Below are 13,408 nucleotides of genomic sequence, written 5' to 3' on the forward strand. Positions count from 1 at the left end.
TATTGTCACTGAACTAGCCGGTCAGCACGACCAGGGTGACCCTCGCAGCCGAAGGACGTGAACGCGATGGCCGTCCCGTGAACTCGCCGCGCGAGCCTCACCGTGCCGAGGCGGGGATCGGCCTGCCCGCCCGGAAAATGACCGTGCTTCTGGTAGAGGACGACCGCGCGGATGCGCTGCTCGTCGAGGAACTGATCGCCGACACTGCCGCCGATATCGACTGCATCTGGTCGCGGACCATTGCCGACGCCGAGCTGTCGCTGCTTGCGCACCGGCCGGACTGCGTGCTGCTGGACCTGAACCTCCCGGATGCCGACGGCATCGACGCGCTGCATCGCGTCGGCAGGCTGGACCCGGGCATTCCGATCATCGTGCTCACCGGTCTCAGCGATGAGCATTTCGGGGTGTCAGCGGTCGCGTCGGGAGCGCAGGATTACCTGGTCAAGGGCCTGGTCGATCCGGAGATGCTGCGCCGCGCGGTGTTGTATGCCATCGAGCGCAAGCGCGCCGAGCTGACCTCGGTGGATTTGCGTGCCAGCCAATTGCGGGCTCTGGAGAATGCGCGGCTGGAACGTGGTCTGTTGCCCTCGCCGTTGTTGTTCGACAAGCCCGGGGTCGACCTGGTGACCAGGTCGCTTCCCACGCGCCGTGATGCGCTGCTCGGCGGGGACTTCTACGACGTGGTGCAGACGCCCGACGGCACGGTGCACGTGATGATCGGTGACGTTTCGGGTCACGGCCCCGACGAAGCGGCGCTGGGAGTGGCGCTGCGTATCGGGTGGCGTTCCCTGACGTTCGCCGGGCTGCGGGGCAATGACCGCATGCGCCAGTTGGACCGGCTGCTGACGACCGAGCGACCCGGGCGGGGGACGTTCGCCACACTGTGCAGCGTGGCCCTGGATCCCGTGAACGGTGGCTTCGACGTGGTCCGGGCGGGCCACCCCGGTCTGTTGCTGCACGGCGGCGGCGCCGTCGAATGGCTGGAGCCGCCCGCCGGGCCGGCGCTGGGTCTGGGTGCTCGGGAGTGGCCGGTCAACCGATTCGTACTCGACCAGGGCTACGGGCTGGTCCTGCTCACCGACGGCTTGTTCGAAGGGCACGCCGGCCGCGGTGCGCAACGTCTGGGCGAAGAGGGATTGCTCTCCCTTGCCCGCACGGTCGCCGACTATCCCGGACCCGAATTCGTCGACGCGGTGATCTCTCAGGTCGCTGCGCGGGCACAGCCGCAGGGTGGTTTGACCGATGACATCGCGGTTATCCGGGTACAGCGATCTGTCACACCGGAAGGAGATTGCTGATGACGTCGTTGCCCAACAGCAGCGCCATCGACATCCTGCTGGTCGAGGATGACCCGGGGGATGAGCTGATCACCCGAGAAGCCTTCGAGCACAACAAGATAAACAACACGCTGCACGTGGCACACGACGGCGAGGAAGGTCTGGACTTCCTGTACCGGCGGGGCAGGTATACCGGCGCCCCGAGACCGGATCTGATCCTGCTGGACCTCAACCTGCCGAAGTACAACGGACGGCAGGTGCTGGAGAAGATCAAGGCCGACCCTGACCTGTGCGCCATCCCGGTGGTGGTGCTCACGACATCGTCAGCCGAGGAAGACATCCTGCGCAGTTACAAGTTGCACGCGAACGCCTACGTGACCAAACCCGTTGACCTGGACCAGTTCCTGAGTGCGGTCCGGCAGATCGACGAGTTCTTCGTTCAGGTGGTCAAGCTTCCGCACTTCTGACGATGTGGTCCCACTGCAGACGCACCTCGGTGCCCGCCGGTGTGGCGTCCACCTCGGCGCGGTCGGTCAGTGCACGCATCAGGGTGAGACCGCGACCGCGGGAGATGTCGCGCGCCACCGCGGGATCACGAGCGTGCCAACGCCCTTCATCCGATACGGTCACCGCGAGGGTGGCCGGCGGAAGGTAGGCGGCGCGCAGATGCATGACGCCGGCGTAGGGGATGCCGAGGTAGGCGAACTCGGCGGCGTTGGCCAGTGCCTCGTTGACGGCGAGCAACACGTCGTTGGTGCCGGTCGCGTCGAGCGTGAAACATCGCCCCAACCAGAGCGAGAGGTCGGCGCGCAGTAGCGCCGCCTGCTCGGGCGTCGCGGCGACGCCGAGCCGGGAGAAGCTGGCGCCGAACCCGGCGTCGGTCATCGGCACCGGCCCTGCACGCCGGGCGGTCGGTCGGTCATTTCGTCACTGCGGCAAGTGCCTCGTCCCGGGTGGCGTGCAGGTCGATGATGTCGGCGATGCCCACGAGCTTCAGGGGCCGGCTGGTGGCAGGGCCGTCAGCGACCACCGCGAATCGCGAACCGGGCGAGAGGGTGTTGTGGGTGGCCGCGAGTAGACCCATCCCGGCAGAAGCCAGGAAGTCCACCGCGGACAGATCCACGACGAGTGCAGACGGCTGTTTGGCCACGACCGCGTCGATGGCCCCTTCGAGCTGGGGCACCGTGAGCATGTCGACGGTTCCCGATACCGCGATCACGCTGACGTCACCGACACGCTCCTCGGTGACGGCGCAGCGGGAAACGGCCTCCGACTCATTGGTGGCCGAATGGTGCTGACTGCTCATCGTTGCTCTTTCCGAAAGGTTGTACTGCCTCAAAGACACTGCACGCAGTCTATCGGTGCTGATGCCGCATCCTGCCTCATCGGCCACCAGCGGGGGCTCGGGTAGCGGTTTGGTTGCGGTAGTCGCTCAGCAAAAGCGGTCCGCACGGTGCTCGAGCCCGGGGCCTGCGCGTGGAGGTCTAGTTCTTTCCTGGTCAATTTGTCTGTATTTATTTGCTGGATTCACGTAGCATGTGGTGAAACGCGCATGCGACATTGCTGAAATGCAGTTGAGTTCAGTCGGGGGGTCGATGTCTCGGTCAGCGTTGTTGTCGGTCGGCCTCGCGGCCACCAGCTATGCAGTCGTGTTCGCGACGTGGTTGCTGCGGGGATGGGGAGGTCCACCGGTGGTGGGCGTGGTCAGCGACCTGGGCGCGATCGTGGCCGGCGGTTTCGCCTTCTCCTGTGCGGTGCTGGCGTGCCGACGCAGCGCGGGCCGGCTGCGGCGCGCCTGGGGCCTGCTCGCCGCCGCACTGGGGTGCTGGGTGTTCGGCGACAGTGTGTGGGCTCTGTTCGAATTGGTGTTGCACATCGCACCGTTCCCCTCCCTGGCCGATGTCGGTTACCTGCTGTTCTATGTGGGGGCTTGCCTGGCGCTGGTCCTACTGCCCGCCGGCGGCGGTCCGCATTTTCAGCTCCGGCTCGTGTGTGACGGGGTGATCGTGGCCGGGTCGCTGTTCGTCATCTTCTGGACGGCCGGCCTGGGTGAGGTGTTCCGTGGTTACGACATCCATAGCGTCGCGTTCGCGGTGTCGCTGGCCTACCCGGTCGCCGATCTGGTCCTGCTCACGGTGGCGCTGCTGATCCTGTCGACCGCGCGCGCGGGCCAGCGTGCGATTCTCGCGACCTTCACGGTGGCCGTCGCGATCATGACGGTGGCGGACGGCGCCTTCGCCGTGCTCGATGCCCGTGGCAGCTACGTCAACGGTGGACTCGTCGACGTCGTGTGGGTGACGAGCCTGCTCGTGCTGGGTTTGTCGGCGTTGGGCGGCGCCGTCCACCACGATCAGCGGGCGTTCGGAACCATGGCGGCCCCAACGCGTTTCGCGGTCTGGATGCCGTATGTACCGTTGGCTGTGGCCACGATCTGCATGGTGAACAGCCGTGCGTCGGTCCCACTGCTCGCCGCCTCCCTGTCGGTCGTGGCGGCCGTTGCGGGGCGGCAGTTCGTCGCGGCCGACGAGAACAGGCGGCTGTTGCAGACCGTGTCCGATCAGGCGCTGCGGGATCCGCTGACGGGGTTGGCGAACCGCGCACTGTTCCATGACCGGCTCAATCATGCGCTGGCCCTGCATGAGCGGTCACCACGCACCGTCACGCTGCTCTCGATCGACCTCGACAACTTCAAGTCGGTGAACGACTCGCTCGGCCACGTCGCGGGGGACCGGCTGTTGCGTGCGGTGGCCGACCGACTGGTGTCCTGTGTGCGCCCCGGTGACACCGTTGCGCGGCTGGGTGGTGACGAATTCGCGATCCTCCTCGAGGACGGCGCCGAGGATCCGATGTACGTGGCGCACCGCATCTTCGACAGCTTCGACGAGGCTCTGCCCGCGGATGGGCACGTGGTGCTGATACGTGCCAGCGTCGGCGTCGCCCCGACTCGGGGAAAGGGGTGTGTCGACGCCGACACCGTCGTCAAACAGGCGGACACGGCGATGTACTCGGCCAAGCGTAGCGGCGGGGGCGTCCGCGCATTCAGTCACGAGCTGGAGCGGGTCGAGGTGGACCCATCGGCTCCGAAGCTGGTGATCCCGCGCAAACATCGTTCGGCCACTACGCAGTTCACCGCGCAGCTGCGGCACGCCCTGGAGAACGGCGAGCTGTGCGTGTCATATCAGCCGCAGTTCTCGGTGGCGACGGGAGGGGTCGTCGGCGTGGAGGCGCTGGTGCGCTGGCAGCACCCGCAGCGCGGTCTGCTGAGTCCCGACGAATTCCTGCCGATGGCACGGCACAACGACTTGATGGGGGCGCTCACCGACGAAGTGCTGCGGATGACGGTGGACGACGTGACTCGGTGGCGCGACGACGGTTTCGACAGACCCTTCGCCATCAACCTGTTTCCGCCGTTGTTGGGTGACCTCGAGCTGCCCGATCAGCTTGCCATGGCGTTGGCCGCGGGCGGTATCGGCGAGGGTCGCCTGACCATCGAGATCACCGAGGACCTGCTGCTCGCCAACGAGCACTCCGTCCATGAGGTACTCCATCGGCTGCGTCGCACGGGCATTCGCGTCTCGATCGACGACTTCGGCAGCGGGTTCGCGGGTTTGAACTATCTACGCAGGCTGCCGGTGGATGAGATCAAACTGGATCGGCATCTGGTGGCGCCGATGATCGGGGATGCGCGGGCCGAGGCCATCGTCGCCGCGATGATCGACCTGTCGCACACCTTGGGTGTGGTCTGTGTGGCCGAGGGCGTGGAGAACGCCGAAACCGCCGCCCGGCTGGCGGATTTGAACTGTGATGTGATGCAGGGCTACTTCTGCGGGACACCGATGGCTGCGGCGGAGATCCCCACGTTGCAACCGATCTCGGTCAGCGACGGTCATCCCGTTCGCTACGGCCGCTGAACAGTGGCCCCGGCTATCGCCGGTGTACCCGACTGGTCGCGGACGATGAGGCCTTGCTCCTGGAATGCGTCGAGCCAGCCCTGCATCGGCCACCGGCCCCATCGGCGGTGAAAGATCGCGGCATTGCGCAGGATGTCGTCGAGGTGCTCCACGGGCGGTTTCTGCACGGGGTGATGCTGGTGAAAGGCATTCGCCCCGCCCACCCATCGCATCGGCACTTCCGCCGCGGCCGCACGTAGGGCGAAGTCGGTGTCTTCGCCGCCGTACCCGCGATACTCCTCGTGGAAGCCGCCGATCTGCCTCCATGTGTGCGCTGTCAACGCGAACGACAACGACCAGAACAGTGAATAGTCTTGTGTGGCAATGACTTCACTGTCAGCCGGCATGGGCCGCGCTGGGTGCGGCGCGACCAGACCGGGCAGCGAGGCCAGGTCGTAGCCACCGCGCGGGGGTGGATCCAGATAGGTGACGGGCCCGCAGAGCAGTGCATCGGCGTGGTGCCGTTGCTGTGCGATGTCCTGATAGCGCGCGATCAGCTGCACCGACGGTATGCAGTCCACGTCGAGGAAGATCAGCAACTGCGCGCCCGCGGACAGTGCGGCATCGGCGCCCAGGTTGCGGGCCCGGGCCAGGGGCCACGGCGGCTCGCACGGATAGTCGACGACGATGGTGTCGTCGTCCAGGTTGGCGGGCACCTGCGGGTCGTCCATCGCGACCACGACACGCAGATCCGGTGTCACGGTGCTCATCTGCAGCCCCTCCGACTGACGGCGAAGGTGTCGGTGGCGGCCGTGCGCGATGGTGATGACGGACGTTCTCATCGCACGCCGCTCCGAATCCCACAACGATGCGCGGTCCGCTCGACGGCCTCGGCGGCGCGCGCGGCTGCCCCTCGGGTCTGCCATCGGGTCCAGGCGGTGGTGTCGAGTCGCCGCGCCCGGGCCAGGATCTGCGGCCACGCGGTGTCGGTCGGCCACTGCTGCTCGATGATCGCCAGTCCGTGCCGCTCCAGCACCGCCGCGGTGGCGTGCTGCTCGTCGAAGGCGCGCGGTTGGGGAATGACGACGGCAGGACGCCCGGCGACCGCGAGATCAGCGATGCTGCCCTGCCCGGCAAAACTGACGACCACGTCGGCACTGCAGATCTGATCCCACGGATCGTCCTCCCACGAAGCGGTTTTGCCGCCGATCGCCTGCCAGTTGCTGCCGGGCATCACCGGCAGAGTCGCAGCGTCGTGCTCTCGGCGCCCTCCCCGCCCGTTGAGCACCACGACGCCGGTGTGATCGGATTGTGCTGTGCGGGAAGCGCAGAGGCTGCGGCCGTCAAATCGCGAGATGCCGCCGACGTAGCTGGTCTTGTGGCGATGTGGATGCAGCCAGGCCGGTGTGTTGAGCGGTTCGGGCCACGCCGCGATGATGTGGTCGGCCAGCTGATGCACCAGAGCGTGCGGTGCATCCGTCCGTTCACCGGGCAGCGCCACCACGATGACCGGTACGCCCAACAGCCGCAAGAAGGTAGCGACCTCCACGGACACGTCGACGACACAGGCGTCCGGTCGTGCGGTGCTCACCCACTCGGCAATGGCCGTCATCCGGTCGCGCAACCCCGCGTCGTGGTGCGGTGCCCAGTGCACGGCGCCGTATGCGGTGGAGTCGGGTGGGTGGGTGCCCTGGTCGTCACGCGGAAGTGTGACGACCCGAGAAAACGGTGGTGAGGTTGGCAATTCGAGGGATGTCAGCGCCGTCACCGGCTGATTGATGTGCGCCGATATGGCCTTGGCCCTGGCCAGGTGCCCATAACCCTGATGATGAATGTAATAACCGATCATGTGACCTGCTGTCGGATCCGCGCGAAAAGGAAGACAGGCGCGGACACCACACGCAGGCGCCGCACCCTGGTGCAGGGTGGTACCCGCGTGGGGCGGATCGAAACTCAATCCGTTGGCTGCCAACAGATCATCGTTGCCGATGATCGCGCGGAAGCCGGAATGGTGTCGAGGACCGGCGGTATAGTCCCCGTCATGGCCCGGGGTATCGCCGCGTATCGACTGGGCCGAGCCGGTGCGGCGCTGGCGGCGTTGGCCACACTTTTCCTGATCGTGGCAGGCTGCTCGCGGTCCCCTGACGGTGCCGGCAGCCAGCCCGCCGAACCCGGCGCGGGCACGGTCGTCACCGACACAGCGACCGCCGAACTCGACCCGGCTCTGGTGGACGCATCATCCTGGTCGCGGGTGATGACCTATCGCTCCCGGTCCGGTATCGATGACGACAACACGCACGTGACCGGATCGGTGTTCGTGCCGAAAGGCAGCCCGCCCGCAGGCGGATTCCCCCTCGTGGCGGTGGCTCCCCAGGTTATCGGTACCGGAAATGATTGTGCGGCATCGCATTCACCGAACTTGCTGGGCAGCGCGACGGCCGCGGCGGCGCTCCTGCAGGCCGGGTATGTCGTGTTCGTGCCCGATTACCAAGGCCTGGGCGTCCGGGACGGCGCCACCACCTATCACGTATGCGGATTCCACCACGGCCGGATACGTGACCATCGACGGGATCCGCGCGGCCAAAGAGCTGGTTTCGGTGCCGACCTCGACATCGTGGGCGGCCCTGGGCAGCTTCGAAGGTGGACAGGCCGCGTGGGCGGCCAACGAACTGGTGGAGAACTACGGATCGGGTCTGGACCTCGTCGCCACCGCGAGCTTGTCACCGCTGGCGGACTTCGAAGGACTGGCCGACGCCGCGATGGCCGGGACGCTGTCACCGGAGCAGAAGCTGGTCTACGTCGCCTACCTGGCCGCCATGAAGAGCGAGCATCAATACGACGTGGACCTCGACGACTATCGCCGCGGATCTGCCCAGACGAAGTGGGACACCTTGCTGTCCTGTCAAGGTCCCGCCCGGTTGGAGGCGGCTGCGCAGGTACCGGCTGACGACCTGCGACCGTCCAGCCCGGAGGCCTTGGCGGCGCTGAAGGGCTATCTGCAGAAGACAAACCTGCCGCAGGGGCCCACGGCGGCGCCGATGTACGTGATCTACGGCGGCCGCGATCCGGTGCTTCCGGCGGCATGGACCGAGCGTGCCCTGAGCCGGGCATGCCAGATGGGCGATGTCGTCCAGATCGCGTACTGGCCCGATCAGGGGCACCGCGAGATCGACCCTGTCGCCGCGTCCGGTTGGCTCATCGACCGGTTGCACGAGCAACCTTCGGCCAACGACTGCGGCACTTTTCTCGCGGGCAGACCACCGCCGGTGGCCGAGGCGCCGACGGGAGCGGTCGACCGCTCCGACGACGATGCCTCGGGTTCGACGCCCTCGGTCGCCAAGTCGTCCGGCGTTTCCCTGACCAGTGGGTGGCTGCCGGTCTTGATCCAGATTCTCACCGCCGCGGCGGTGGTGTACGCGGTCGGGCGCCGCAGCCGGCACTGGAACGTGCACTGGATTCCCGCGGCGCTGATGGTGGGTTTCGCGTTGGCAGCCGCGGTGCGACTGTTCGTCCAGTTCGAGGGGTGGACCGACCGGGCCGCGTCCTGGCAGTCGGTGTTCTGGGTCGCCGCGACCGGATTCGCCGTCGCCGTCGCGATATTCGGGTGGACGGATGTGCACAGGTGGCGCCGAGCGGTGTCGGTACTCGCGGTGGCGCTGTCTGCCCTGACGGCGGCATTCGCGCTCAACGCCGCCACTGGCTACTTTCCCACCACTGCGGCGTTGTGGCGGCAGCTCAGCGGCGCCCAGCCCGACGACTGGATCGACGAAACGGCGTTGGCGCAGATGGTCCGTGAGCAGGCCCGGCCGGCGGAAGGCACCATGGTGTGGCTCGACATCCCGAGTGACGCGTCGGGTTTCGACCACCGCCCGGAGTTGGTGTATCTGCCGCCGGCCTGGTTCGCGTCCGATCCGCCACCGCGACTGCCGGTGGTGATGATGCTGGGCGGCGAGTTCAGCCAGCCTTCGGACTGGCCGGTGTCCGCCCATGCGGTGCAGACGCTGGACCGGTTCGCGGCCGCACACCGCGGCAATGCGCCGGTGTTCGTGTTCCCGGACACCACGGGCAGTTTCAGCAACGACACCGAATGCGTCAACGGCCCACGGGGGCAGGCCTCAGATCACTTGGTCAAGGACGTGATCCCCTACATCAGCGCCACGTTCGGGGTGAGCACCGATCCCGCTCAGTGGGGATTGGTGGGATGGTCCTCGGGAGGCACCTGCGCATTGATGACCGCCGTGATGCACCCGGACAAGTTCAGCGCGTTCGTCGACCTCGACGGGCAGCTCGGACCCAACATGGGGACGAAACGTCAGACCGTCGCCCGAATGTTCGGTGGCGACGAAAAGGCATGGGCTGCCTTCGACCCCAAGACCGTCATCGAGGAACACGGCCAGTTCCCCGGGATGGCAGCGTGGCTCGGCGTCTCGGACACCATTCCCTCAGAGCACCGGCCGGCGGGCGGCGCCCCACCGGCGCCGGGCGACATCGACGAGTGGGTGCCCTACTCCGAGGAGCACGCCGACAACGCGCGCAAACTGTGCCTGCTGCTCAGCGGGCACGGTGTCGAGTGTTCGGTGGTCGGCTACGGCGGAGCGCACGATTTCGATTCCGCAGCAACTGCTTTCAGTACCGCGCTACCATGGCTGGCCGGCCGTCTCGCCACGCCCGGCGTTCCTCAGCGAGCGCTGCCGGGATCGCCCTGAGTGCGCAGCACCAACAGCTCCCCGTACAGATCGCCGTCCGCCAGGAGCTTGCCGATTCGAGTGCTCTGCCGGTCGGCGAGCTGCCATGTCGGTGTGTGTCCGTAGCGCTGCGCGAGAGCCTGATCCACTTTCTCGACACGCTCGGTCCAGATCGCCGGGATGGCAGGCAGATCCGAGGTGCGCAACCGGTGTTCGACCGTCAGCGACGAATTCACCAGCAGCCGAGCCAATTCGTCGGCCGTCGGAAAGTGATTGTCCTCGACGTAGTCGGGATCGATCGTGGCCTCGGCCACGAAAACGAGCAGGCCGACCCGTCCCGAAGTGCGGATGATGCGTCTCAATTCGCCGAGCAGCGTGCCTTGGTGAGTTGTCGTGCACAGCACGCCCAAGGCCCACGCCGCGTCGAACGTCGCATCGGGAATCGGTAGGGCCGTGCCCACGCCCTGGACCACGTCATGGTCGAACAGTGTGCGTGCCGCCCGGCAAGCGCCTTCCTCGGGTTCGACCAGCACCGTGCGGACGCCCTTCGCCTCGGCGACGTAGGCGGCCGGGCCCCCGACGCCGGCACCACAATCGAGCAGGAGATCTGCCGAGGTCAGCGCCATTCTTTCGATCAGCCAATCCAAGGCGGCGGGGCTACCGCTGCCCCGGCAGGCCGCCGGGATGTAGAAATCCGTTCCGAGGTCGACGGCTGTCCGCGCGGTCCAGTCCGCCACTGTGTCGAACTCGGCGCTGAGGGCCTCACTCACGACGACTCCACCCGGATGCGGCGCCCCACTTCGGCTTTGATCTCGGCGCCGACACGCGGACCCGAGGCGGATGCCAGGCCCGACACGTTGACGCCTTCGACACCGTCGATGGCCAGCAGGGCGCGGGCTTCGGCTACTGCCGCGTCGATCCCTGCCTCGATCGGATCTGCCGCGGACAGCACACTTTCGGTGATGTCCGGGTCGAGCTCGAGGCCCGGCAGGCCTTGGAGAACCGCGGCGGACACGGGGTCGGTGAACACCGCGACGGCCGCGACCACGGGCATTGTCAGGCCGCCAGCCCGGGCCGCCATCATGAACCCGGAGATGGTCGTGGGGGAGGGGACGTGATTGAGCACCGCAAGCTGCGCGCCGGCCCGCTGCTTGTGTACCAGGCGGGCGGGCCGTCCGGAAATCGGTGGTGCGGTAGGGGTTTCGGGCACTCCCGGCACCATGCCCAGTGAGGCGGCCAGTGCGACCAGCCGCGGGCCGTCGAGGTCGAACGTCTGCGTCACCTCCGGCCGGACGTCATAACCCCGGCCGTCACCCGTCACGCAGAACACCGTCCGGATGCCCAGGCTGCCCAGCCCACGGAGCTCCTGCTCCAACACCACCCGGTTGCGATCGCGGCAGGACAAGGTGATCCACGGCTGCACCCCGGAGTCGAGCAGCAGCGACCCCATCTGCGTCGGCGGGAAGTCCGGCTTGTTCTGATGCTCGCCGACCAGCACCGCGTCACACGACGGGGCGAGAACCGCGGCCGTCGCCCTGACATCGTGGACATCGAACGGCGCGCAACTGAAATCGGTCAGTACCAGGGGAGCACGTAACGTCGGGGGGCCCACCTCGAGCCCCGTCCACGGCACCACTTCGGTGAACGCACAAGGCCCCGGACGCATCTCGCATCCGGCATCGGGATGCACACCCCCGCAGGGCCCGAACTCCATCCGTTTCGGGCAGCCCGGCTCCGCGGATGTGCTCACGTCCGTCATGAGCAGGTGATTACCCACTCAGGCGCTGCCACAAGCAGCCGCTGTGTCCGCTACTGCGTCAGGTCGCGAAGCTGCGCGAGGGACTTGGCGAGCAGACGCGAGACCTGCATCTGGGACACTCCAATGCGCTCGGCGATCTGGGACTGCGTGAGATTGTCGAAGAAGCGCATCACCAGGATCGCCCGATCCCGCTCGGGCAGTTTGGCCAGCAACGGACGCAGCGTGGCGCGCGCCTCGACCTGCTCGTACATGGGGTCGTCGTCGCCGATGCGGTCCGCGATGGAGAAGTCGCCATCGTCGCCGCCACCGCCGCTGTCGATGGACTTCGTGGTGTACGAACTACCTGCGACGAGACCCTCGATGACCTCATCGCGGTCCATCCCCAATTCGGCGGCCAACTCGCTCGCCGTCGGCGCCCGGCCCAGCCGCTGCGACAGTTCAGCGCTGGCCGCACCCAACCTCAGGTGCAACTCCTTGAGCCGGCGCGGCACGTTCATGGCCCACGCATGGTCGCGGAAATGTCTGCGGACCTCGCCCATGATGGTCGGTACCGCGTAGGAGATGAAGTCGGAACCGGCTTCCTCGTCAAACCTGTTGACGGCCTTCATCAAACCGAGCCGCGCCACCTGGGTCAGATCCTGCAGCGGTTCACCGCGCCCGTTGTAGCGGCGGGCAACGTTGTCGGCCAGGGGAAGACACCGCTTGACTATGGTTTCGCGTTGCCGCGCAAATGCTTCCGAAGCCTCCGGATGGCGGCGGAGTTCTCGGAACATGTCTGTGACGTCTGAATATTCCGAACTCAAAGCTGCAGACTCGATTGCTTTGCGACAAGAGATATTCCGAGGACCTGGCCGTCGCCGGTCGTGAAGGTGCTGACCTCCTGGGCCAGTGACGTCAGCACATGCCAGCTGAAGCTGCCGCGCAGGACGTCCTCCGGGGAGGGACCGTCGTAGGTGACCGATGCGGCGACGACGAAGCGGTCGTGTTGCGGGTCGATGTGCATCACCAGCGTCGAGTCCGGATTCGCGATGCGGATCAACCAGGTACACACCTCATCCACTGCGATGCGCAGGTCAGCGACGGCGTCACCGTCGAGGCATTCGAACACCGCCACCGTCGCCGCCATGTTTCGCAGCGCGGCGAGGTTCTCGAACTTCGCCGTCACGCTCACCTCGATGCGGCTACCGAGAATGTCGGCTCGGGCCGTTTCTGCTACCACCATCGGCCTCCTGCCATGTGCTGTCCAAGCTATCCCACTCCAGACAAGTCCCTGGTATGGGCCTGCAGGTGCGCTAGACTCCGGATCAGAACCTCCGGATAACGGGCATGACTGGCTGACAACGCGTCTACAGGGGCGTAGCGGTTCCTTCTGGATACCCCCTACAGTCCCGAAAGGGCTTGTCGTGCATTCACTTTTATCGAGTTCGGCTTACCGCATCCGCGAACGCTGACATGGTCGACCGTCGTTTGAAGGGCAGTCGCCTCGGTGCCATCAGCTACGAGACGGACCGCAACTTCGCGCTTCCGGCCCGTCAGATCGTGCGCTACCGCACCCCGGACGGCAAGGAATTCGACATCCCGTTCGCCGACGACGCCGATACGCCCGCCACCTGGCCCTGCCGCAACGGGCTGGAAGGTGTCCTGGTCAACGGCGAAGCCCCGATTGCCAAGAAAGGCAAGCCCGTTCGGACCCACTGGGACATGGTGCTCGAACGCCGCTCGATCGAAGAACTCGAAGCCCTGTTCAAGGAACGCCTGACGCTCATCGAATCCGCCCGGCGCCGGAAGTAGCCTCAG

General features: G+C 66.7%; 13 protein-coding genes. 5 read left to right on the forward strand and 8 right to left on the reverse strand.

Features of this window, described 5'->3' with window-relative positions; genetic code table 11:
• Nucleotides 1-137: 137 nt before the first annotated feature.
• Together AC1DY7_RS04655 and AC1DY7_RS04660 are read left to right on the forward strand one after the other, a co-directional pair.
• Nucleotides 138-1,298, forward strand: a complete 1,161-nt coding sequence (locus AC1DY7_RS04655; RefSeq protein ID WP_477492701.1) for a PP2C family protein-serine/threonine phosphatase — start codon at nt 138-140, stop codon at nt 1,296-1,298.
• A complete protein-coding gene (locus AC1DY7_RS04660; protein WP_477492492.1) occupies nt 1,298-1,744 on the forward strand; it encodes a response regulator in 447 nt (148 codons plus the stop codon). Before AC1DY7_RS04655 ends, AC1DY7_RS04660 begins: the two co-directional genes overlap by 1 nt.
• On the opposite strand, the gene AC1DY7_RS04665 is transcribed toward AC1DY7_RS04660, so the two are convergent.
• Together AC1DY7_RS04665 and AC1DY7_RS04670 are read right to left on the reverse strand one after the other, a co-directional pair.
• Nucleotides 1,725-2,162 carry an ATP-binding protein gene (locus tag AC1DY7_RS04665; protein WP_477492702.1) on the reverse strand — a complete coding sequence of 146 codons (438 nt, stop codon included), beginning with the start codon at nt 2,160-2,162 and terminating at the stop codon, nt 1,725-1,727. The two genes, AC1DY7_RS04660 and AC1DY7_RS04665, sit on opposite strands and share 20 nt — an antisense overlap.
• Nucleotides 2,163-2,196: 34 nt before the next feature.
• A complete protein-coding gene (locus AC1DY7_RS04670) occupies nt 2,197-2,583 on the reverse strand; it encodes an STAS domain-containing protein (protein ID WP_477492493.1) in 387 nt (128 codons plus the stop codon).
• Nucleotides 2,584-2,872: 289 nt separating this feature from the next.
• On the opposite strand from AC1DY7_RS04670, the gene AC1DY7_RS04675 reads away from it, so the two are divergent.
• Nucleotides 2,873-5,188 (forward strand): putative bifunctional diguanylate cyclase/phosphodiesterase, encoded by a 2,316-nt coding sequence (locus tag AC1DY7_RS04675; RefSeq protein ID WP_477492494.1) that lies wholly within the window; start codon nt 2,873-2,875, stop codon nt 5,186-5,188.
• Here AC1DY7_RS04675 and AC1DY7_RS04680 read toward each other — a convergent pair.
• Together AC1DY7_RS04680 and AC1DY7_RS04685 are read right to left on the reverse strand one after the other, a co-directional pair.
• Nucleotides 5,176-6,009, reverse strand: coding sequence for a glycosyltransferase family 2 protein (locus tag AC1DY7_RS04680; RefSeq protein ID WP_477492495.1), 834 nt, complete (start codon nt 6,007-6,009; stop codon nt 5,176-5,178). The two genes, AC1DY7_RS04675 and AC1DY7_RS04680, sit on opposite strands and share 13 nt — an antisense overlap.
• On the reverse strand, nt 6,006-7,016 hold the full coding sequence (locus AC1DY7_RS04685) for a glycosyltransferase (RefSeq protein ID WP_477492496.1): 1,011 nt from the start codon (nt 7,014-7,016) through the stop codon (nt 6,006-6,008). The genes AC1DY7_RS04680 and AC1DY7_RS04685 overlap by 4 nt, the downstream gene beginning before the upstream one ends.
• A 706-nt stretch (nt 7,017-7,722) precedes the next feature.
• Here AC1DY7_RS04685 and AC1DY7_RS04690 point away from each other — a divergent pair.
• On the forward strand, nt 7,723-9,873 hold the full coding sequence (locus tag AC1DY7_RS04690) for an alpha/beta hydrolase (RefSeq protein ID WP_477492497.1): 2,151 nt from the start codon (nt 7,723-7,725) through the stop codon (nt 9,871-9,873).
• Here AC1DY7_RS04690 and AC1DY7_RS04695 read toward each other — a convergent pair.
• From AC1DY7_RS04695 to AC1DY7_RS04710, 4 genes are read right to left on the reverse strand one after another with little or no spacing between them, the layout of a single operon-like run.
• Complete coding sequence (locus tag AC1DY7_RS04695) at nt 9,846-10,622, reverse strand: class I SAM-dependent methyltransferase (protein WP_477492498.1); 777 nt, start codon at nt 10,620-10,622, stop codon at nt 9,846-9,848. The two genes, AC1DY7_RS04690 and AC1DY7_RS04695, sit on opposite strands and share 28 nt — an antisense overlap.
• Nucleotides 10,619-11,611, reverse strand: coding sequence for a methylenetetrahydrofolate reductase (locus AC1DY7_RS04700; protein WP_477492499.1), 993 nt, complete (start codon nt 11,609-11,611; stop codon nt 10,619-10,621). The genes AC1DY7_RS04695 and AC1DY7_RS04700 overlap by 4 nt, the downstream gene beginning before the upstream one ends.
• Nucleotides 11,612-11,661: 50 nt before the next feature.
• Nucleotides 11,662-12,447, reverse strand: coding sequence for a SigB/SigF/SigG family RNA polymerase sigma factor (locus tag AC1DY7_RS04705; RefSeq protein ID WP_477492703.1), 786 nt, complete (start codon nt 12,445-12,447; stop codon nt 11,662-11,664).
• The gene (locus tag AC1DY7_RS04710; RefSeq protein WP_477492500.1) at nt 12,411-12,833 is read right to left on the reverse strand and encodes an anti-sigma factor; all 423 of its coding nucleotides are present in this window, start codon (nt 12,831-12,833) and stop codon (nt 12,411-12,413) included. Before AC1DY7_RS04710 ends, AC1DY7_RS04705 begins: the two co-directional genes overlap by 37 nt.
• A gap of 230 nt (nt 12,834-13,063) precedes the next feature.
• Between AC1DY7_RS04710 and AC1DY7_RS04715 the strand changes: the two genes are divergently transcribed.
• Complete coding sequence (locus AC1DY7_RS04715; RefSeq protein WP_477492501.1) at nt 13,064-13,402, forward strand: RNA polymerase-binding protein RbpA; 339 nt, start codon at nt 13,064-13,066, stop codon at nt 13,400-13,402.
• Nucleotides 13,403-13,408: the final 6 nt, after the last annotated feature.

It is taken from the genome of Mycobacterium sp. P2_H7 (assembly GCF_056403275.1).

Excerpts from the sequence above, each read along its gene's own strand:
- AC1DY7_RS04685 (WP_477492496.1), bottom strand. The coding sequence starts at position 7,016 with ATGATCGGTTATTACATTCATCATCAGGGTTATGGGCACCTGGCCAGG.
- AC1DY7_RS04680 (WP_477492495.1), bottom strand. The coding sequence starts at position 6,009 with ATGAGAACGTCCGTCATCACCATCGCGCACGGCCGCCACCGACACCTT.
- AC1DY7_RS04670 (WP_477492493.1), bottom strand. The coding sequence starts at position 2,583 with ATGAGCAGTCAGCACCATTCGGCCACCAATGAGTCGGAGGCCGTTTCC.
- AC1DY7_RS04655 (WP_477492701.1), top strand. The coding sequence starts at position 138 with ATGACCGTGCTTCTGGTAGAGGACGACCGCGCGGATGCGCTGCTCGTC.
- AC1DY7_RS04660 (WP_477492492.1), top strand. The coding sequence starts at position 1,298 with ATGACGTCGTTGCCCAACAGCAGCGCCATCGACATCCTGCTGGTCGAG.
- AC1DY7_RS04700 (WP_477492499.1), bottom strand. The coding sequence starts at position 11,611 with ATGACGGACGTGAGCACATCCGCGGAGCCGGGCTGCCCGAAACGGATG.
- AC1DY7_RS04665 (WP_477492702.1), bottom strand. The coding sequence starts at position 2,162 with ATGACCGACGCCGGGTTCGGCGCCAGCTTCTCCCGGCTCGGCGTCGCC.
- AC1DY7_RS04710 (WP_477492500.1), bottom strand. The coding sequence starts at position 12,833 with ATGGTGGTAGCAGAAACGGCCCGAGCCGACATTCTCGGTAGCCGCATC.
- AC1DY7_RS04675 (WP_477492494.1), top strand. The coding sequence starts at position 2,873 with ATGTCTCGGTCAGCGTTGTTGTCGGTCGGCCTCGCGGCCACCAGCTAT.
- AC1DY7_RS04715 (WP_477492501.1), top strand. The coding sequence starts at position 13,064 with ATGGTCGACCGTCGTTTGAAGGGCAGTCGCCTCGGTGCCATCAGCTAC.